We start from the raw sequence: 23,890 nt of genomic DNA on the forward strand, positions 1-23,890 counted from the left end.
CTTCACCCAGGCCGAACTGGACGGCGCGGGCGTGGTGCTGACCCCGGAGCAGCAGGCCGAGTTCGACGCCTTCGGCCGTCTCCCGCTGACGTTCTGGCCGACGCCCGACCAGCGTGTGGCGCTGGCGACCGCCGCCCTGTCCCGTCCGTTCACGAGCGAGCCGTCCGGCACCGGGCCGACGGGCGCTCAGGCCCCGCCCGAGCGCCGCGCCGGGGACCACGGCGGCGCCGACCTGCTGCCCGCCCTCGCCGCGCGGGTCCTCGGCACCCCGCTGACCGTGGTGACCGGTGAGGGCCGCGATCAGCTGTTCCTCCCGCACGGCACCGATCCCGCCGCCGTCGATCCGGCCGCCGACCCGGTGCTCCTCTCCACCGGGGGCTTCTTCCACGCCGCCCTCCCGCCCGGCTCCCCGGCCCCGTCCACCGGCGCGCTGCCCGCCCCGACGAGTGCCGGGACCTCCGGCACGGACACCACGGCCGGGGATCCGCCCGCGCACCGCAGCCACACCACCGCACCCTGGCTGCCGCCCGCCGACAGCAGCGGACCGCGCTACCGCCTCGCACGCGACGGCGTCCTCACCGCGCCCGACGGGGCCACCTACACCCAGGGCACGCCCACGGGACGCGGCAACGGCTTCTTCGGCGCCCTCTCCACGGCGCTGCGCGACGCCGCAGGACTGCCGGGCACGGACCGCCAGGTCGCCGCCCGGCTGCGGATGCGCTCCGACATGGTGCCGACCCGCCTCATGCGCCTGGCCGGCCTCCCGGGCGACCCGGCGGAGCGGGACACGCTGTTCGCGCCCCCGCCCCTCGTACCGCGCAGCGGAGATCCCACGCCGAGCAAGGACGCGCTGGAGGGACGCCTGCGCCGTCACCTCGCCGAGGCCCCCTGGGGCCCCGGAGCCGACCGGGCCGTCGCCGAGTGGGCCGCCGGAGCGACCGGCGCCACCGTCACCCTCGTCGAGGAGAACGGCACCGCCCACACCTACCCCGGCCCGGCAGGCGACAGCGGCCCACACATCCGGCTCCGCCGCCGTGGCGGCGACTTCGTCCCGCTGGTCCGGCGCACCGCGGCGACCGGCACGGGAACCGGGGCCACACCGAAGAAGGGGCCGAAGACCGACGGGACCACGCGGCCCACCACGACGGCACCGGGCACGTCGCCGTCCGTCGTCCCGCCGGTGGTCACCCACGAGCCGCCGGTCCCGCCGCCGCCGCGCGAACCCGCCCCCGACCCGCTGTCCCCGCCGCCTGCCCCCGAGGGAACGCCGGGTCTGCGGGACGCGGAGGAGGCGTACGAGCTGGACACGCTGTCCGGCAGGCCGGGACCCTCGCGGTCCGATGCCGAGGCGCTGGCGCAGTTCCGGTTCACCGACGACACCAGCGAATCCGAGAGCGAATCCGAGAGCGAGTCCGAGTCGGACTCCGACAGCGAGGACGGCACCACCGGGAGCACCCACGAGGCCTGGCTCGACTCCCTCTTCGGCCCCGCGGTCCGGGAGGACTACTCTCCCGAGATGCTCGTCGGCACGGCGCTGTCGCTGCGGGAGCTCGCCCGCAGGGCACCGCAGCCGGCCACCGGCACCCGCGACCCGCTCCACGACCTCACCAGGCGTGTGCTGAACCTCGGCCCCGGCGTCGCGGTGACCGACCAGCACCTCCTGCTCCTCGGTTCGCTGGCACTCGACGCGTCCCCGGCCCAGCTGGCCGACGAGCGCGCCCTCGCCTCGTACCTGCGACGGCACGACGCCGCCCTGGACCCCGGGGCCGCTCTGGTGTCGCAGGACGCCACCGTGCGCAACTGGACCGGGACCGGGGACCAGGTGCCGCCCCTGGACTCGTACGCGGTGGAGGGGGACGACGGCAGGACCAGCGCCTGGCCCGCGCCGTGGTCCGAGCCGTACGTGGTCCTCGCCCAGGACAGCGAGGATTCGGTCCTGCTGAACACGCCGCGCGGCACGTTGGCGCTGGACGACCCCGGAGAGTTCGCCCGGCTCCTCGCACGTGACCCCGCGCGGCCGGCGGGCGCCGACATCGTCCTGGCCTTCCCCCACCAGGACATCGAGGTCCTGGCGCGGCACGTCGCCGACCTGACCGGTTCCAGGGTCTGGTACTCGGAGCACGCCCCCCGCCCGTCCACCGACTGGCGGACCGGCACCGAGCGCATCACGCTGGGCCCCGTCGGGGACGACGTCGGCAGGGTGTGGACGTCCGTCCGGCCGGACCGGGACGCGGACGGCTCGGGCGACTTCGACGAGCTCATCGGTCTGTACGAGGACGACTCCGACCAGGCCGACGGGATCGCGGCACGCCGGCCGGACCCGCTGACCACGACGGACTACGGCGTCGTGGACGACAGCGGCGAGGGCGTACTGTTCCGCAGGCCCGGGGGGATCCGCGGCAGATGGCAGACCCCGCGGGCACTGAGCGGCACGGAGGACGCCCCCGAGATCGCCATGTCCGTACAGGAGTACAGCGACACGCTCGTCAGCGACCGGCCCGCCCTGCGGATCTCCCCGGACCGCACGCTCGCCGTCGAGAACGGCGCCTACGGGCAGCAGGTCTTCGCCACAGAGCAAGCCGTCGCGAACGCCTCCGTGAAGCTGGCACGGGCCGGACTCGCGGTGCGGCTGCGGGCCGATCAGGACCTGAGCATCATCCTGCCGACCCCTGACGGGGGCAGCAGGCGGCTGTTCCGTGTCGTCCCCGTCTTCCTGACCGGCTCCGGCGAGTCCACCGAAGAGATCTGCCGGGACTTCGCGGACATGCTGGCCGACGGTGCCCGCACCTCGCACATGGTCTTCCGTGGTCCGGGGGGCGGACCGGCGGTCACGGCGCCCGTCAACGCCTCCGACGGCGCGGAGGTCACCGGTACCCATCAGCTCGCCGACTCCCTGAGCCATGTCGCGGACGGCGACATACCGGCGGAATCGGCGGATCCGGCCTGGGCGGCGTCCCTCGCCCGCCGGGACGACCGGCCCACCGGCGGCGACGGCGGTCCGCTGCCCGGCCGCGCGTACGGAAGCGCGCTGAGCCTCGACCAGGCGGACGACCCGCGCCGCGACGCCCTGTCGGACGCCGCACGCCGGATCGGTGTCAACGAGCACGCGTGGGCCGACATCGGTGAGGGCTACGTCGTCCAGTCCGTCGCGGCGGCCGGGGCGCAGGGCCAGCCGAGCCTGGAGCAGAACTTCGCCAAGCCGCAGACCGCGGCCGGAGGCGCGCACTTCGGCTACCACTTCGCCACGGTCGTCCTGGCCAGCGAGGACGGCAGCCACCAGATCTCCCTGGAGAACCACGCCCGTTCCTCGGTACGCAACCACCGTCACCGCAGAGCGGTCCGGGCGAACCTGGACGCCCTCTCGGTGGACGAGATGCGGGAGAACGCGGCGTTCCTGCGACAGGAGATCGAGGGGCGGCAGGAGGCCGGGAACGACGAGCACCTCGCGGAGCTGCGCGGCCACCTCGACCTGACCCTGGCCATGATCAGGGCCGCCCAGGCCCGGGCGGAGATGCTGGCGGCGCCGGACGGTTCGCCGGAGCGCGCCGCGGCCGAGCGCACGCTGGAGGCGGCCACCCGGGCGGCCGCGACGCGCGTCGGACAGCTCGAAGCGGTCATCCCGGGCAAGCGGCAGTGGTACATGCGGATGTACGCGCAGCGTCCGGGCGAGTCCGCCCACGACACCAACGCGGAACTGCTGTCCGACCAGCCCTCCGCCGAGGCCAACCCGTTCACCGCCGTCGTGCTCCGCGGACAGCTGGCGCTGCCGGTCTCCGTCACCTTCGCCAAGGACGCGCACCAGACGCCCGAGAGCGCGAAGCACCCCGTCCGGCACCTCGCCAAGGTGGTGGCCAGGGCGGGGCTGTGGAACGCCGCGAACGGGCTGCCGCTGCCGGACGTCACGATCAGCGGGACACGCGGCGGGCGCCTGTTCGGCCGGGATCTCACCAGGACACGTGCCGAGGCGGTCGCGGCCTCCTTCCGGCAGGAGCTCGCCGACGCTCTCGCGGCTCACCAGGAGGGAGCCCTGCAACCGCACCTCACCGCGGACGACTTCACCGTGGAACCCGTCGCGGTGCGCGGCCGCCGGCCCTCAACCGGCGACGCGGCCACCACCACCGTCGACATCACGGTCGACGACCACCGCGGCGGGCCCAGGGAGGTCGCCACCCGCGGTCTCCGGACGCGCCTGCCGGGCGGCTCGCGCGACGACGACGCCGACCCGGTGGCGGAGCAGTGGCCCATCGGCCGCACGGTCACCATCGGGCGTCCCCGTTACGGGGTCGACCCGCGCTTCATCGTGTCCGCCGCCGACGTGCCCGCCGCGCCCTCCGCCGGCGTACCCGCGGACACCGGGAAGGGCAAGGGGCCGGCCGCCCAGGACACGGACGACGCGACGGCCCCGGCGGGCCCCCGGCCGAACCGGTGGTTCACGTACACGCGTGACGCCGAGTCCCGCCTCGAGCCCTTCCGCTACGAGGTCGCCGACACCGGCCACATCCGGCTCCCCGGAGGCGAAGAGGTACCGCCGACCGGATGGGTCAGGTTCGGTCACGACTTCGTCCACGCGACGGGCCTGATCCTGCGGGGCGACAGCGGCTGGATCGGCCGCGTGGACAACATGGACACGCTCTCGCTCTTCATGGCGGACATGGACCAGGAGCCCACGCCCCACCGGGTCGTCGCGGACGACTCGGCCCTGTACCTGGTCCCGGAAGCCGACGATGTGTCGGCGCTGCGCATCCCGCTGCGGGAGACCGCCGACGCCACGCCTCCCGGGCCGCCGCCGTCCGAACCGCCCCGTGCCCGCCTCGACGACCGGCCGCGCGTCGTCGTGCGGTCGGCCTTCGACGTGCGGCGCTTCACGCACGCCGGTGAGACCGTCACCGACCTGACCGTGCGGCTCGCCCTGCGTCCCGGGGACGGAGAGGCGGACACGGACGCCGTCCTGGCGCGGGTGCTCCAGGGCGTGGAGGAGTTCTACAACCGGCCTGGGCACAAACTTCCCGACGGGGACCGGTTGCACGTCACCGTCGAGCCGGTCCGGCCGGACGAGAACCCCCACCTGACGGTCGATCTCGTGGGCCGTGACCAGCGGATGAACCAGCGGGCGTGGTGGGCCGACGCGGACCCGGCGGAGTTCGCGCACGAACTCGCGCACCAGCTGTTCCTGCGGGACGAGACGCGCGACGCGAGCAACCCCGGGCGGCTCCACGCGCCGGGCAGCCTGCTCGGCCCGTTCCGGGAGCAGGCCCCCGACGGCCTCGCGCAGACCGGCCTGCGCCCGCGCCACCTCCAGCTGTGGGCCGCGGTGGCCGGGAACATCGATGTGCACACCTCGCCGGAGGGGACGAGCTGGGACGACGCGCGCACGGGCGCACCGGCGGAGAGCCGGGAGCCCGTGTGGGTCGACCCGGTGTCGCTCCCCGACGCCTCGCCGCAGTCCGGTCCGGACGGCGCGGTGCCGCCTCCGCTGCCCCCCGGACGCGACCTCTCCCCGCTCGCGGAGGAGTCCGAGGACTCCGATTCCGACTCCGACGACGAGGCGGCCGATCCAGGCTGGCTGGACACCGTGTTCGGCCCGCACCGGGGGAACATCCCGCGTGCCCGGCTCCGGGAGACCTCCGAGGCGCTGCTCGACCTGGTCCGGGAGGAGGCGGCCGCACACCCGACGTCGCGTGAGCTGCGCCACGGCCTGAACCGCGTCACCCGTCAGGTCCTGCACATGGCCGCCGGGGCCAGGCCGGGCCCCGCGGACTTCCTGCTGCTCGGTTCGCTGGCGCTCGACGCCTCCTCCGACGACCTCGCGAGCACCGAGCAGCTCGCGCTCTACTTCCTCGAGCGGCAGATCGAGACCGGCCGCGGCGCCATGGACGAGGGCACGCTGCTGCGCGACGACGACGGGACCGTCGTCGGGCGTGACTTCACCGGACGGGGGCTGCCCGCCCCCGAGCCCGCCTCCTACGCCGTGCGGGGCCGGGGCCGGGTCATCCCGCGTCCCGCCCCGTGGCGGAACCCGTACATGGTCGTGGCCAGGGCGGCCGGTCACGCCGTCGAGGTCACCATGCCGGGGCGTACCTTCCGGGTGGACAGCGCCGACGAGCTGGCCATGCTCATCTCTTACGACTCCCGGCGGCCCCGCGGCGCCGACATCGTCCTGGCGCTGCCCCCGGAGTACGCCGTGACCGTCGCCCTCCTGGTCACGGGGACGACCGGCCGCCGCGTCTGGTATCCCGAGGCACCGGTCGACGTCGCCACGCACCCGACCGCCGGGACGCGCCACCTCATGCTGGACCTGAACGACGGCAACACCGGGGCCGGCTGGGCATCGAGCGACCCCGCCGAGGGCGACGGCCTCCCCGGCGCCCGCGACTTCGACAGCGACACCGACGGCGACCAGGCCCCGGACAGCGACGACGACGGGTCGAGCACCGAGGGGGACGCGGAGTTCGACCGGCTCGCCGACCGGGCCGTCATCGAACGGCAGATCGAAGGGCTCCGCCCCAGGCCGCTGACGACGCGTGACTACGGCGTCATCGACAAGCGCGGCACCGGGGTCCTGTTCACCCGGCCGCTCCCGACCGCCGTCGGCGAGGTCCGGGCGGGCACCGGCTCCGACGCCCTGGTCCTGCCGCGTCAGGACCAGGAGGCCGTCCCCATGGCCGGCCGGCCGTCGCTGCACATCTCCGAGGACCGCACGCTGGCGATGCCCGCCGGCGACGCGGACACCACCGGCCGCGGCCGCCAGGTGTACGCCACCCGGGCGGCGGTCGCACGCTCCTCGGCGCGGCTGACCGCGGCAGGGGCCGGCGTCCGGCTGAAGGTCGACGAGTCGGCCGGCGTACTGCTGCCGAAGGAGGACGGTTCCTACGGCGAACCGCTGTACCGCGTGGAGCCGGAGTTCCTGACGGCTTCCGGCGACTCGGAACACGCCTTCACCCGGAGCTTCGCCCAGATGGTGGCCGGCTCCACGAACGCTCCCCTGTCCCACATCGCCTTCCGCGGGCCCACCGGCGCCGTCGTCTCCACCGCCCCGGTGAACGGACAGCACAGCCGCGAGGTCACCGGGACGCACCACCTGGCCCAGGCGCTGACGGAGATCGCCGAGGGCTCGCGCCCCGCCACCGAGGTGACCCCCCGCTGGGCCGCCCGCCAGGCGGGCCGGGACATGCGCTACACCGGTGGCGTGGTGGGCGCGCCCACGCCGGGCGAGCGCTACGGCCGGGCTCTGAGCTACGAGCCGGACAACGCGCTGCGCACCCCGCTGGCATCGGCCGCGCGGCGCATCGGCGTCAACGAGTTCGCGTGGGCGGGGGTCGGAGAGGGCTATCTGATCCAGTCCGTCAGCACCACGAACGACGGCGGCGCGCAGCTGTTCACGCACAACCACGCCAAGCCCGGCGACCGGGTGGGGCCCCACGCCCCCTACCACTTCGCGCAGGTCGTGCTGGAGAGCGAGAACGGCACCCACCAGATCACGCTGGAGAACGAGACCCACTCCCGGACCGTGATCTCCCCCGAGGTCCTCGACGACGTCATCGACGAGAACCTCGACCGCTACGGGGAGCACCAGCTCCTCCAGCTGGCCCGCGGCGCCGAACGGCACGTCGCCGAGGCGCGGGAACGCGGCGCGGACCGCTCGGAGACCGCCGGCCCTGAGGGCTTCGCCCGGGTGGCCAGGGCCCTTGCCGCCGTCCTCGACGCCGAGCAACTGCCGCCCTTCTTCGACGAGGACCGGCCCGAGCACGCCCTGGCCCTGGCCGAGGTGGAACGGGCCCGCTCCCGCGCGAGGGAGGCGATCCTGGACGCCGCCCCGGTGATGGACGACAAGGACCTCTGGTCCTTCCGTGCGTACAGCAAGCGGCCCGGTGAGTCCGCGCACGAGGTCAACGCGGCACTGCTGTCGGACGCCCCGCCCGCGGTGGCCAATCCGCTGACGACGGTGGTGCTGCACGGCCACGCGCCGCGCTGGCACCAGCAGGCGATCCACTTCGACGAAGGGGACCACGGCGTCCCCGCCGACGCGGACGGCACGATCGACGGCCTGGCGCAGTCACTGGCGCGCGCGGGACTGTGGAACCGCGCCCACGGACTGCCCCTGCCCAGGATCACCCTCACCGGGCACGGCAACCGGTCGCAGGCCAGCGGCCAGGACCGGGCGGACGCCGTCGCGAGGGCGCTCGCGGCCAGGCTGGGCCAGATCCTGACCACCCTTCAGGCGGACACGGACGGACCGCGGGTCGGCGTGAGGGACTTCGGTCTCACCAAGGCCGCCAAGCGGGTCCGCAGGGCCACCGACCCGGCCCAGGGGCGCGTGGTGACGATCGAGATCGACGACCAGCGGCTCGTCCCGCCGGGTTCGTCGCAGCCGTCGGGGACCACCACGCCCGTCAGGGAGAGCGCCGCGTCCGAACGGCCCGCACCCGACCGGACCTCCGGATCCCCGGTCACCGGGCAGGAGACCGGTGAATCGCCGTCCGCCGGGCCCGAGGAGACCGCCGAGTCCTTGACGGTCCCCACCCCCGAGCGCGGCAGGTCCCGCTCCCGGGGCCGTTCCCCGGTACCCAGCCCGGAGCGCAGGAACAGCGACGCGCCCCCGTGGGTCCTGGCACGCATCCGCTACGCCGAGGAGTCCGCCGCCTTCGACCGCCGCCTCGGCGAGTACCTGGCCGAACACGAGGCGGTGACGGCCGAGTTCCGGAAGATGGCGAGTGCCGCGTGGGCGGCCGCGCGCATGAGGCATCCGCGCGCGCTGGCGACGTTCGGAGACACCAGCAAGTTCAAGGCGGGCGTCGTCGGCACGTCCCGCGACGCCCTCCAGCGTGTGCTGAGGAGCGGAAACCTGCGGGAGCTCGTGGCGTTCCTGTACGAGGGGATCTCCGAGAACCTCGTGCCGGAGATGCTCGGCGGCGTGGAGGAGCAGCACCCGGAGATCGCCGCCGAGCGGCCGAGCCGCCGGCAGCGGGAGGCCTACGCCGAGTACATGCGGCGCGCCATCGAGATCCAGCAGTCGGCCATGACCCTCGAGGAGAAGGAGGCCGCCGTCAGGGAACTGCCGCGGCCCGTGGCCGATCCGCCGCACCCGGACACCGCGCGCCCGCCGCTGAGCGCGGCGGAGCGCCGGATCGCGGTCGACGAGGCCGGACTGACCTGGATGCCCGCGACGGCGGTGTACGACCTCGCGATGAGCGCCGACTTCCAGGGCCGGTCCGAGGACTCCGGCGGCCTGGTGGCGACCGGCACCGCCGGGTCCACGTACCGCTTCGTGCTGCACGCCGCCCGGATGCGGGACCAGTGGGGCCTCGACCTGGACCTCGGCCTGATCCGGGCCGGGATGCTGGCCATCTCGCTCACCGTGGGCCACCACACCGCCCATGAGGTGATGCGCGGCGCCCAGCTGGCACTGGACGGCGTCCCCGGCCACGACCCGGCCCTCGACTACACGGACAACTGGGGCCGGTACTGGAACGTCCATCCCCTCGGCGAGCGGGAGCTGAGGGAGAACGTCGCGCGGGACGGGCTCTTCCCCGACGAGCACGCGCAGGCCCTCCTGGACGAGCTGGAACCGAAGCCCGTCGGCGGCGTCGTACGGCAGGACGGCGCGCACACCCGCGCGACGCTTCCGCACCGTCCGGTGCACACCCGCCCCGTCGCCTCCCAGCCGAACCACCCGGCTCCCCAGATGCCGGACGCTCCCGCCCCGTACCAGGGCACCGCCGCCGCGCCGCCCCAGGTGTCGCCCGACGACGCGGAACGGCACCGCGAGGCGATCCTCGACGCCCTGTACGGCCTCGGCGCACTCAACGGCGTCGACCGGGGGCGGGCCGCCGAGGGGCTGGAGCGGCTCGACCGGCTGAGGGAGGCGGACCCGGAGCTGCGCGGCGGCTTCCTGGACCTGGACGCCCTGGTCCGCCGGACGCTGCTCCTCGATCCCTCCGACATGGTCACCGCCGCCGCCCGCGGTGCCCTGATGCGGCTCGTGACGGACCCCTCCACCGCGGGCGCCCGCACACTGAGCGCGGTGTCCGCCCACTACCTCGTCCGGCGCGGCGCCTTCCACGCGGACTTCCGGCTCACCGACGCGCAGGGCCGCCCGCGCGGCTGGAACTGGCTGGGCCAGGCCCTGCCGGCCGACTTCGATCCGGGCCTCACCGGCCGTGTCTCGCGCGCCCCTGACGGCACGACCGGCCACAGCGGGCCCGAGACCGCGCCGTGGCTCCCCACCCCGGGCGACCCCGACCCGTACCTCGTGCTGCTCGGCGGCCGGCCGGACGGGGCCGTGGTGCGGGGAGTCGGCGGCTTCGCGCGTCCCGTCCCGCCCGAGGTCCTGCACGAGCTGATGGCCCTCGACCGGGGCCTCACCGGCCGGCCGGGACCGCTGCTGCTGCACGTCGCCCGGTCCGGAGCCGCCTCCCTGGATCTGCCGCGCGGGCTCGCCGACCGCCTCGGCAGAGAGGTGTGGGCCACCACCGGCCGGTCGGCCATCGGGCGCCTCCCCGGAGCCCCGGACCGCTCGGTCGTCCTGCTGCTGGACGAGGAGAAGCAGGCGCCCCGGGGCCAGTGGTTCTCCAACACGCCCGCCACACAGCCCACGTCGTCCTCCGACGCGGTGGACGGCGAGATCAGCTCCCTGTCCGTCGCCCACCACGGGAACCGGTCCACGGGCTACATCTCCATGGACCTCGCCGACTCCGACGACGGGGGCTGGTCGCGGACGCTGACCCACAGCCGGCTGGGGACGGTCACCTCGTACACCTTCCAGCGCACCTCCTACGACGTCACGCAGCCCACGGCACCCGTGCCCTGGGTCGAACTCAACCTGCCCACGCCGTACTTCCCCAACAACCACGGCCTGCCGGGCTCCGTCATGTGGCACACCCCGCAGGGGGAGCGGACCGACGACGGGCCGCAGTTCGCCCGCAGGCTGGCCCGCCGCCGCAGCCTGGCCTCCCTCGCCCCCGAGCACCCCGTGGTCCTGCTCGTCTGCTACGCGGCGGCGCCCCCCGGTATCGGGGAGATGCACGGGCAGCACATCGACGGCCCGCTGCCGTTCACCCCCGACCCCCTCGCGGACGTCGCGGTCGGCCAGCACACGGCCAACGAGACGGGCCGCACGGTGTTCGCGACCACCCTCATGAACGCCGCCGTCCAGTCGCGGAACGGCGCCCAGGAGGCCTACCTCAGCCTCCACACCGACGCACGCGGCCGCGCCTACCCGTGGAGCATGTTCCGACCGGAGCCCACGGGGGCGGCACTGGAGCAGCGGGCCCGCGACGCGGGGCTGCACCACGGCCCCGGCCCGGTCCCCGAGGCCGTGCAGGAACGGACGCTGCGGCTGGTACGCGCGCTGCGCCAGATCTTCGGCCCCACGGTCGACGACGCCCCGGACCACCCGGTGCTGCTCCGCGGCATCGGCGCGCTCGACCTGATGCGCGAGGCCGATCCGTACCTGGACCGGGACGGCGCGCGCACGTTCACCCTGGACCTGTACGAGCAGCTCCTGACCGGCTACCACACCGGAGGCCCCGCGACGGGGCCGGCACCGCAGTTCACACCGGACGCCCACCGGAGCCTGCTGACGGAGGCGGCCCGGCGCCAGGACACGGGGCCGCTCGAACCCCTCACCCGCTGGATCGCGCTGCCGCACCTCGTCCACATGCTGACCGACCTCGCTTCCACGCCGCGCCGGGAGGACATCGCCCGCGACGTCCTGGGGCTCGACGTCTCGGCGCCGGTGGGAGAAGCGGAGTGGTCGCGGCTGGTGTGGGCGTCGTTCAAGGTCGCCCTGGTGACCGGGCAGACGGACCCGGGCGCGTTCGCCGCCGCCGTGCTGCACCTGCCCGCGCCCGACCCGACGCGATTCGGCGAAGCGGTCCTCGTGGCACGGCGGGCCGCCGCCGCCGGCCGCGACCCCCGGCAGCTGAGCGAGATCGCCGCGCACCACCTGGAGCAGCAGGGCGCACTGGACCCGGACCGGCTCCTGACGGACGACGACGGCACGGCCTGGGGCCGGGCGCTGGACGGCGTGTCCCGGCCGCAGGGCACGTTCGACCCGAGCGTCGTCACCCTGCTCGGGTACGCACCCGACGGCACGCTCGTGCCCGTCGGCACCGAACCCGCGCCCTGGGCGGCCGACCCGCACCGTCCGCGGCCCTTCGTGTACGTCGCCGACGGTGACGCCGACGGACTGCGGATGCAGGGACCGGTGCCGCCCGGCGAGTTCGGCGAACTGGTCTTCCGCGACCCCGAGCTGCTCTCCGAGGACGGGTACGCCGAGGTCATCGCCGTGGTGCCGCACGGCAGGCCGTCCGGCGCGCGGCCCGTCGAGGGCAGCGTCCCCGGTGAGGGCGCCCGCAACTCGGCCCGCAACTGGTGGTCCACGCACAGCGCGACCACGCTCCACCACGACCCGGCGACCGGGACGTACACCGTCGCGGTGCTGCCGGACCCCGACGGCCGGCCGGCCACGGCGGGTACCTGGGGACGGATCACGAGCGCCGAGGGCGACGGCCCCGGTGCCACCGGCATGGCGGTGGCCACCAACGCGAAGCACCCCCGCACGGAGGGGCGGACCTCCGCGGCCGACGGGGACCGCGCCACCGCCGGGACCGGCACCCCGGAGCTCGACGCCGCCCGGGTCGCGCACGCACGGGCGAGGAGCACGTTCGCCGAGGCCGCAGCCGGTGCCGCGACGGCGGAGCGGGCCGGCGGTGACGGGACGGAGAGGGCCGATGCCTGGGCCGAGGCCGATGCCGCACGTCGCCTGCTGGAGGACGCCGAGGCCCGTCTGTGGGCCCTGGGCGTCGCCCCCGACGCGCGGGACGCCGGGCCGGACGAGGCCGCCGACGGTGAGGCGGCCGCCCCGGTCGTCCCGCGGAACGACGGTGAACGCCTGTGGATCGCGGGGCAGTTGACCGAAGGCGACCTGCCGCCCGGTACGGCGGGGCCCGCCGGGGACGAGGCGTTCGGCCCGCGGGAACGTGAGGCGGCGGGCATCACGCTCTCCGTCGGCCAGCGGACCGAGATGATGCTGCGCGGCGACGACCGGCTGCCCGCGGCCGCGCTGTCGCCCCTGGACCTGATGCGGGTGCGGATGGCGCGCGACGGCGCCTGGTCGGACGCGATGGACACGGCCGCCGCGCACGCGTCGAGGCGGCTGTGGGCACAGGCCTACGCGGACTTCGCCGCAACGGCCCCGGAGGACACGGGCGGGAGCGGGACAGATCGCGCCTGGGCCGCCGCCGTCTCCCTGGTGCTCCCGGCGGAGCCGCACGCGGTCCTCGACGACTCCCGGTACGCCGGTGAGGACTTCCGCGACGCGGTCCGCCGGGTCGCCGGCCATCTGCTGGGTGCCTGGACCGGTACCGGGGCCGCCCCTGTGTCCGCCGTGGAGCTGGCAGACACGCTCCGCTCCGGGCTCGGTCTGCGACCGCGCTGGACGGCGCCTGCCACGGACACCGGTGCCGACGCGGACAACCGCACCGACGCCGAAGCGACCCCGGCCCCGGCCCCGGTCGCCCAGTCGGGCACCGACGCCGACATGCCGGACGCCGACATGCCGGACGTCGACATGACGGAACCGGACGAACCGGTACTCGACACCGGCGGCCTCGGCGATTTCGACCTCTCCGCATGGGACGGCGTCGACCTCGACGACTTCGACTTCGACTTCGGTGACTTCGACTTCGGCCTGCTCGGAACGGGCGACGACCTGGCCGCCCCCGACGTGGACATGGCCGACGCGGAGCCGACGGCGCTGGACACGGACGGCCCGCAGCAGGTGTTCGCCGTACCGACGACCGCGGTCCCGCCCCGCCCGCTCGCCCTCCTGCCCCGGCAGAGCCTCGTGACGTACGCCCCGGGGGAGACGCGGCCCTCGGCCGACGCGCAGGACGACGTCGAACGCCTGGCGTTGCGGGTCGCCCGGGCCGGGCTGCGCAACCTGCGTACACGGGTGCCGCTGCCGAAGATCGACATCGCGGGCTTCGGTGCCGACGCACGCGGGGCCGGAACCGCGCAGGAGCGGGAACAGGCCGCCCGGCAGCGGGGTGACCAGCGTGCCCGGACCGCGTACGACCTGTTCGTCCGGAAGCTCGACGACGCGCTGCGCACCCTCCAGACGAACCTGCCGGCGGGGCGGACCCGGCTGACCCCGAAGGACTTCAAGATCACTCAGCGTGGCCGGGCGCGCCTGCCCGGCCAGGGCGCCATCACCGGCCTGGCGGAGACGGTGAGCCGCGCGGACCTGGGCCGCCAGGCCACCATCGCCGTCACGTCGCCCGGGCACGCGGCGGCGGTCGAGGCCCTGGACGCGGCACGCCGCGACGACCCGGAGCTGCGCACCGGGACGTTCGACGTGGACGCGGTCGCCCGCCGCGTCCTCCACCTCGCCCCGTCCGTCCTCGTCGACCCCGAGATGCGCCGCGACCTGTATACGACGGTCGGGCGGGCACTCGCGGCCGGGCGGGCCGGCGGCCTGGCGTCCCTCACGGCGTTCTCCCTCGAGGAGCAGGGCGTCCTCGCCCCGGACCGCACCCGGCACGTCACCGTGGGCGGGACCCGGGTGGCAGGCCTGAACTGGGCCGGATCCGACGTCGTCGAACTGGACAGCATGTTCATCGAGGGCCTCCGGCCGGACGGGTCCGGCGGCTTCGAGTCGACGGGCATCACCGACTTCGCCCCGTGGACGTGGAGCGAGACCCCGTACGCCGTGCTGGCCGACGGGCGCCACGACACGGTGACGGTGCGGCTGCCCGACGGTACGGCCCAGGACCTCGACGCCGCCGAATTCGCCGAACTGGTCTCCGCCGACCCGGCGTTGCGGGCCCTCCCGGCCGACACCCCGATCGTGCTCGCCGTCCCCTTCGCCGGCGACCGGTACCTGGACCTGCCGCGCACGCTCGCCGACCGGACGGGCCGCACCGTATGGGTCCACAGCGGCCAGGCTCGACGCAACCCCGACCCGGCCGGGGCGGGCACCATCGCCGTGATCCGGCAGGACGGACTGCCGCACGGCTCCTGGTTCCCGGTCCGGCCCGGCCTCGCGCCCGACACCGACGACGGCGCACCGGACTGGCACCGTGACGTACTGACCCAGCCCGTCGTCAGCGCGCTGACCGGAGAGCAGATCGGCCGCAGCCTGCACACGCCCGGCGAACTCGCCGGGACGCGTGAGCACAACTTCAGCCGCCTCGACCAGATGACGCTGTACGTCCACTACGACCCCGCCACCGGGACGTACTCCGCGAAGCTCCCGCTGGACGACCCGGGGCCGAAGGACAAGGCGTACCACCTGGCCGGCCACGGCCTGCCGGGGCGGCTGGTGCTGCCGCTGGCCGACGGAGGGTCGAGGACGGCGGACCGGCACGAGGCGGGCGAGTGGCTGCGCCGGCGCAAGAGCCTGTCGAGCCGGCCCGCCGACCACTGGCTCGACATGGTGGTCTGCTACTCCTCGACCCCGCAGGACGGCACCACGCAGGACCTCTCCCAGGCCGGCCACTCCTTCGCCGTGCCGTTCGCCGCCGATCCGCTCGCCGACGACGCCCTCTCCCTGGGGCAGCACCTCGCGAACGAGACGCGGCGCACGGTGCGCCTCTCCTACGCCCTCCAGGGCGCTTTCACCTACCAGGACGACCCCGTCCGGGTGCTGTTCACCGACGCGAGCGGCCGCCAGTGGTGGTGGGAGACCCGCCGTCCGGAGCCCGACGAGGCCGAACTCGACCGGCTCGCGGAACTGGCCGGGTTCGAGGGTGACGCGTCGCCGCAGAGCCGTGCCGCGCTGCTGCGCCTGGTGCGGGCCATGCGGCTGCTCCTCGGGCAGGACGTGGAGGACGCGGACGACTTCACGACCCTGATCCGCGGAGCCGCCGCGGTCGTCAACATGTGGCACGCCGATCCGGACCTCGGCCCGACGGGACCGTTCTCGCACGACCTGCTGCGCCGGGTGATCGCCGCCCACCCCGAGGCCGCGTCCGGGGTGGACCGGGACGTCACCCGCCGTGTCCTGGCCGCGGCGGCACAGGCCTGGCAGTCCGGACAGTCCGTGCCGGTGAGCAGCTTCGTGGACCTGCCGGTGCTCGACTCGGCCGCCCGCTGGCTCGGCGACACCGCGGCGGTGGACACGGCGGCCGTCACCGCGCTGAAGCTCTCCGGTCCCGACGAGGTGGACGCGGCGGGGCGGGCACGGATGTTCTGGGCGCGGGTCAAGGCCGAGGAGACCCTGCTCGCTGCCCAGGACGCCGACGCGCTCACGACCAGGGTGCTCCACCTCGACCCCGCAGTCGAGGTGGACGAGGCGTTGCGCGACGAGGCGCTGACCTTGCTCACCAGGGGGTTCGCCGCGGGCCGGAACATGGCCGACGTCGAGGCGGCGGCCGCGTACGACCTGGAGACGCGGGGTGCCTTCGAGCACGCCTCGGCGGCCACGACCATGGGGTCCGCCCTGGGGGACGGCCGCGACTGGAAGGACGGTGCCGCAGTTCTGCTGCCCGGACTGGACACGTTCCGGGTGCCGAGCGGAGTCGTCGCCGCCCCGTGGGCCGGACAGGACGCCTCCGGCAAGGCCAAGCCGGTGCCCTACCTGGTGCGGGCCTCCGTGGATCTGCAGGACGGCAACGACCTCCATGTGACCTTCGACGGCGCCACGTACCAGGTGCGGGCCGCCGAGTTCGCCGAACTGCTGGCCTCGGACCCCGAGTTGCGCCGCAAGGACCTCACGACCCCCGTCCTGCTCATCCTGGACGGTCTCGACGGGCCCGCGCCCGGCGTCGCGGACCTGGTGGCCCAGCGGCTCGGCCGCAGCGTGTGGTGGAGCCCCTTCCCGGTCGAGCTGTCCGGTACGGACGACGCGGGTGTCACGGTGCCCACGCTCGTCGGTTCGCTGATGACACTGACCAGCCCGACGGCCGCCGACTGGCGCGAGGCGCGGCCCGTCGACCGGGGCGGGGTCCAGGAGGGCCGCCGACCGGTCGATCCGCCCCTGCCCGCGGCTCCGCCGTCCGGCATGCCGGGGGACGCGGCCGGCGACGGCCCGGCGGCCGGGACGGCGTCCGCGGACACGGACGAGGTGACCACCGGCGCCGCTGCCGCGACGGCTTCCCCCGGGAAGGCCCGCTCCTCGGCCGGGGACCCCATGCAGGGGGTGGAGACGGACTCCGACGCCATGGAGGGCGTGGAGCCGACCTCGGCATCCGTGACCACCACGCCCGTCCACACGGCCCCGGCCGCCCCGCCGCCGCCCGCACTGCCCACGCGCAGCCTGGTGGCGTACGCGCACGGCATCACGACACCGTCCGCAGAGGGCACGGAGACCCTGCGCCTGCTGGCGTCCCAGGTGGCCGCCGCGGGGCTGCGCAACCAGCGGGCGGGCGCGTCGCTGCCACGCGTCGCCGTCACCGGCTACGGCGCCGACGCGCGCCGTGACGAGCAGGCCGCCGCGGCCAGGCGGCGCGCACAGACCGCGCGGACCCTGTTCCGGCGGCTGCTGGCCGGCGCCCTCGACGACCTCCAGCAGGACCTGCCCGCCGGCGGACCGCGCCTGACCGTCGAGGACTTCACGGTCGGGGCGCGGAGCATGGCCCGGCCCCCCGAGGACTGGGTGGGCACAGGGCCCCTCGACGGCGTGACCCGCGCGGAGCTGGGCCGGCAGGCGACGATCGGCATCACCCAGCCGCCCGACGCGGCAGCGATGCAGACCCTGGAGAACCTGCGTCGCCGTGACCGCTCCCTGCGCGACCGCCCGCTGGACGTCGACGCGCTCGCCCGCCGAGTGCTGCACCTGGACCCCGGCGCGGGCGTCGGACCGGACCGGGCGGCGGAACTGTTCGCCCTGGTGCAACGGGCCACGGCCGCCGGCGCGGCCACGAGCCTCGCCGCCCTGGGCGCCTTCCACCTGGCCGAGCTGGGTGTGCGAGCCCCCGGCCGCGCGCGCCACTTCACCGTGCAGGGCCGCCGGGTCCCGGGCCTCAACTGGGACGACGACGCCGTCGCGGAGCTGGACACAGCCAGTGGTGACGTGCTGGAGGACAACCCCTCCGGTACGTACGACATCCTCGACACCGTGCGCACCCCGTGGCCGCAGGGCGTCACCCCGTACGTCGTGGCCGCCGCCGGGGCGCACGACCGGGTGGAGGTACGGCTGCCGGACGGCTCGACGCGCGAGCTGGACGTCGACGAGTTCGTGGAGCTGGTCGCGGCGGACGTGGCGGGGGAGACGCTCGCGCAGGGGACCCCCCTCGTGCTGGCCATCCCCTTCGCCGCGGACGCCTACCTCGACCTGCCGCGCAAGCTCGCGGACCGCACCGGACGGACGGTGTGGGCGCACAGCGGCGAGGTGACGCTCAGTTCGGCGCCCGGAGCGGCGAGCACCATCGACATCGTCCGGCGGCCCGGCGTCCCGCAGGGCGACTGGATCGCGAGCGTGCCCGGCCTGGCCCCCGACCCCGACGACGACGCACCCGCCTGGCACCGCGAAGTGGTGACGCGGCCCATCGTCAGCTCCCTTACCGGGAAGCAGATCGGCCGGGCCTCGCACCACCCCGCCGAGTACGCCGAGCACTTCGAGCAGGAAGGCCGCCACTTCGACCGGATGACGACGTTCGTGCACCACTACCCCGCCACGGGCGGGACGTCCCAGGAACACGACCTGCCGCGCCCCGGCCCCGAGGACACCGCCTACCGCCTGGACATCCACGGCGAACCTGGCGTCCTCCAACTCGCGATGCGGGACGGCGGCGTCCGGCTGGTCGACGAGCGGGAGGCCGGGCCGTGGCTCAAGCGCCGCAAGAGCCTGGCGAGTCTGCCCGAGGACCACTGGATCGACATGGTGGTCTGCTGGAGCGGAGCGCCCAAGGGAAGCGCCGTGCCGGCCCCGGACACCGTGAGCGACGCCTTCCCCGGCCCGTTCGTCCCCGACCCGCTGCGTGATGTCTCCATGGGACAGCACCTGGCGAACAGCACGGGACGGACCGTTCGCCTGGCGTACAGCTCGCAGGGAGCGCGGTCGGCCGGCGGCCGTTACATGCGCACCCTGTACGCGGACGCTCAGGGACGCCACCGGGCCTGGGACCTGTTCCGGCCCGAGCCCTCGGGCCCCGCACTGGACGGCCTGGCCGAGGCCGCCGGATACCGCGCGGGCGGCGGACCCGTCACGGACGAGGCACGCGAGAGGACGCTGCGCCTGGTGCGGGCGCTGCGGCTCACCTTCGGGCACGAGGTCGACGACGCGCCCGACTTCGGCGATCTGCTGCGCGGCGCGGCGGCGGTGGACCACATGTGGAGCAGCGACTCGGACTTCGACGCGGCCGGCCCGTTCACGCTGGACCTGCTGCGCCGGGTGACCGAGGCGCACGCGGGCGGCTCCGCCGCAGTGGACCAGCAAGCCACCCGCCGTGCGCTGACCGCTGCCGCCGAGCAGTGGTCCCTGTGGCCCGGCGACGTGCTGGTCGGTTTCGTGGACCTGCCGGCGGTGGAGGCCGCCGCACAGTGGATGCGGGACGGCGACCCCGTGGACGAGGCCTCGACCGCCCTGGACATCGACCCCGACGAGGTCGGGGTGACCGAGCGGTCACGCATCTTCTGGGCCCGGGTCAAGGCCGAGGAGACGCTGCTCGACACCGACCCCGACCAGCACGAGTTCATCGCGCAGGTCCTCCACCTGCCCCCGGGCGCCCGGACGGGCCGGGCGGAGCGCGAGGAGGCGCTCGACCTGGTCACCCGCGCCTTCGCGGTGGGCCGCGACGCGTCCGACCCGGACGCGGCGGCGGCATACGCCCTGGAGGAGTCCGGGGCGTACACCACCACCGGCCTGCGCACGGTTCAGGACGGCGCACACGGGGGCGGCCGCGACTTCACCGGCGTACCGATGCCGTCGGACGTGGACCTGGCGCAGTTCCGCACCCCCGCCGGAGTGCTGGACGCACCGTGGAAGCAGGGGACGGACACGCCGGTCCCGTACCTGGTGCGCGTCGCCCCGGACCCGCACGACCCCGACCTCCTCCGCCTGTCCTACGACGGCGAGACGTCCAGTGTGCCGACCCGCGAGTTCGCGGAGATGCTGGCGAACGACCTGAGACTGATGCGCCGGGAACTGACCACCCCCGTGGTCCTGGCGTTCTCGGGACCGCCCGCCGACGCCGGGGACGTCGCCCACCGGCTCGCCCAGCGGCTGGGCCGCTCTGTCTGGTGGACCGACTTCCCCGCGGACCTGTCGGCGGCCGGCGGCTCCGGACAGCCGGTGCTGGACCTGCGCGACTCGGCCGTCGCCGGGAGCGTGCCGACGGCCGACGTCTGGCACGAGACGCGCCCGGTCCGGTACACCTCCGCCGGGGACGCGCCCCGCACGCTCCCCGCGCCGGTACCCCGGTCCACCGGCCGGGGCGCCCGGCGCCCGGCCCTGTCCGAGTCGCCGTCCACCGACTCGCTCCGGTCCGTGGGCGCCGTCGACGCCGCGTCGGACCCGCTGCTGGCCGAAGCCACACTGCTGACCGACGCCCAGGGCGCTCCGCGCGGCCGCGACTGGACCGGAACCGGCGTCGGACGCGTCGACCCCGCACGGATCCGGCTCCAGGAACAACGGGGCGGCGAACTGCGGACGGTCTCCGAAGGGGCGTCACCCTGGGGCGAGGCGGCGTACGTGGTGGCGGCCGAGGCCGGTTACGACGAGGCCCTGTTCGCCGACGGCCGGGAGCTCGGTCCGCAGGCGCTGGCAGACCTCCTGGCCGCCGATCCCGTGCTGGCCTCGCTGCCCCGCGACGTTCCGGTGGTGCTGGTGAGCCCGTACGCGGGTGCGCAGTACGGGCCGTTGGCGCGGGCCGCGGCGGAGCGGCTGGGCCGCAGGGTCTGGGCCCCCAGCGGCGACGGCCGTGTCACCGGCGCCGAGGGCGATCCCGGTGCCACGACCACCGGGCCGGTCGCCTCCGTACCCTCGCTCGTCGACTCCGACCCCGACGACGCGTACGGCGACTGGGTGCCGTTCGACCCTCCGTCGGACGGTGCCACTCGGGCCGAGGACCGCGAGTGGGTCACGGTGGACGGCGTCCGGTTCCGGGACAGCGACGTGGAGACCCGGCCGCTGGTCGGGGCGGACCACCGCTTCGAGGGCCGCGAGTCGATGCCGGACGACGGCCGCAGGCGGCTGCGGGAGCGGCGGCTGAGGCTGTACCGGGGCATGCGGGAGCGCACACACGTGGTCCGCGTCGGCGACGCCTTCCACACGGTCGGCGCCGAGGAGACCGCCCCGGACCCCGAGGCGTCCGTCTACACCTTCCACGCCCACGGGGTCCCCGGAGGCCTGAAGCTGGCCGGCAAGGACGGCCGCGTCCTGCTGCTCGGCGCCGAGGACGGCGGGCGCTACATCGGCGGGCTGCCCGAGGTCGTCGCGCGGGCTGCCGGGGACGCCCTGCACGTCGCGAGCTGCTACGGCGCCGTGGCCGGTGACCCGCTGCGCAGCCAGTCCCTCATCAGGCCCGCCCCGCTCGTCGAGGACCCCCTGGAGGAGGTGGCGCTCGCGCAGCACGCCGCCAACCACAGCGGGCGCACCACCACCGCCGCCACCGGCAGGACCGGCTACAACGACTCCGTGCGGCTGCTCGCGGCGACGCCTGAAGGCACCCTGGCGCGGATGGAGACCTTCCTGCCCGAACCGGTCGGTGCGACAGCCGAGTTGGCCGAGGCGGCCGGCCTGCGCCCCCTGCCGCGTCCCGCCGGTCTCCCCGCCTGGGACGACGAGGCGCCGCGCGCCCTGCGGCTGACACGGGCCCTGCGCCTGGTCTTCGGCAACGACGTCGAGGCCGACCGCGGCGTGCCGGGGGGCCGTTACGAGCGGCTGCTGCGCGGCATCGGCGCGCTGGAGACCCTGCGGGCGAACGACCCGGCGCTGAGCGGGTACACCCCGCTGCGCATGGAGCTGTGGCAGCTCCTCGTACCGGCGCCCGACGAGGGAGCCGCACCGGGGCCGGCCGACTTCGAGGCCGTGCTCGACCGGGCCCTGGCCGCGCCGGGGGACGCCGCGCTCACCGACGTATGGGACGTGCCCGCACTGCGGGCCGCGTCCGGCCGGCTCACCGACGGTGGCGACGGCGCGGTCCGGCCGGTGCTGCGGATGCCCACCGGACCGCTCACCCGGCGCGCCTACGCCCGCGCGCTGTGGGCGATGACCGGCGCGGCACGGCTGCTCGACGCCGCTTCCCCGGCGGAGCGGGAGGAGAGGGGACGTGCGGTGCTCCACCTGCCCGCCGGCACCGCGTGGGACGCGGCCGCGGAGGCCCGGCTGCGGGAGCTGACCGAGCAGGCCTTCGCCGCCGGACGTACATCCGGCCACCCGGACGAGCTGGCCGTCTTCCACCTGGAGACGATGGGGGCGTTCGCCGAGGGGAGCCGGATGCGTGCGCCCGGCGGCCCCCTCCAGGGCCGCGACTGGGGCCCCGCGCCGACCCCCGGCGGGCCGGAGCTCCAGCGCCCGTTCACCGCTCCGGACGCCGGATCGCCTGACTCCGCCCCGTGGGCCCAGGAGGGCGCCGTCGCCCCGTACTTCGTGTCGGCGGAGACGAATACCGCCGGTGCCGTGGTCCTGCACCTGACCGGTGGCACCGTGCAGGTCGGCGTGCGGGAGTTCTACGCCTTGCTGGAGTCCGACCCGGAGCTGCCGCTGATCGGCCGGCACCGCCCCGTGGTCCTCCTCGTACCCGGTCTCGGCTCGGGGGAGCTGCGCGACCAGCAGCACTTCTCCCTCACGAACGACCGGACGGTGTGGAGCCACGACGATGCGCCGGCTGTCACCGAGGACGGCGCGACCCCGCCGGAGGCACCCAGCCCGGGCGTCTGGCGCAGGACCGTGCCGCAGTTGCCGTCCGCCGGGCCGTCCGCCACGGACGTGGTGCGGAACCCGGAGTGGAACGCGAGCCCCGCCACCGATCCGGACGCCGGAGCAGCCGCTGCGGGCCCGGCGGGGCCCTACTCGGTGGACGGGCGGTTCGACGAGCGGTTCGCGGAGACCCTGGAGGCCTTCCCCGTGGCCTCCGCCACCGACCGCCACACGGTGTGGGGTTACGGCCAGGAAGACGCGGAGTTCCACGTGTTCGTGGCCGAGATACCGTCCCTCGGACTGCGCGGCGAGTACACCTCGGACGGCCCGTCCGCCGGTGGTGTCACCGACATGGCCGGGAGGGTGTACTCCGACGGCCCTGCGTGGGACTGGTACCTGCCCGGCCGCGGACTCGTCGCCTCCTCCCGCCTGCTGACGGAGCCGCACACGGGCACCGAGGACGGTCCCCCGCCCGTGCCGGTCGTCTGGCCCGCCACCGGGCCGGTGAGCAGCGCTCCGCCCGTCGACCCCGCCACCGTCGCCGCCGACCCGGCCGCACTGGCGGGCAGCAAGCTCCCCGACGCACTGTGGCGCGACCACGACGGCCCCCTGTTCCGCTTCAGTCCCGACGGGCCCGAGCGGGTCTTCGGCGTGGGCCTCAGGGCGTACGGCCCCGACATGGTGCACCTCCTCGACCACGTCTACGGGGGCAGTTCCCTGGTCCCCACCACCGTCTTCGCGAGCACGACCGCGAACCGTCACTACGTGCGCGACAGCGCCCGCGCGAACCCGATGGGCGCCCACGCCCTGTACCACCGCTACCGCTGGCGCTACGACATCCAGGTCCCCGGCGGCATCGACGTGAACGCCACCCTCGGCCTTGCCTCGCCCTTCCCCGACCAGGAGGAAGTGCTGTTCCCCGGGGGCATCGACCGCCGGTACATCCGCGGCGCGCAGCCGATGGAGTACGGCATGCCGCTCGGACCGTACGTCGCCAACCCGCACTTCGCGCCCTCCGCACCGTCCGACGCCGCAGCGAAGGCCGACGGACCGGGGGCGGCCGACGTCGGCGGTGCGCGTGGGTGATGA

1 pseudogene (running past one end of the window) is annotated in these 23,890 nt (G+C 75.3%); it reads left to right on the top strand.

Features of this window, described 5'->3' with window-relative positions:
• Positions 1–23,887, top strand: a pseudogene (locus IA22_RS34265) (lonely Cys domain-containing protein); it begins 12,961 nt to the left of the window's first position.
• Positions 23,888–23,890: the final 3 nt, after the last annotated feature.

Source organism: Kitasatospora papulosa (genome assembly GCF_000717245.1).
Classification (GTDB): Bacteria; Actinomycetota; Actinomycetes; order Streptomycetales; family Streptomycetaceae; genus Streptomyces; species Streptomyces papulosus.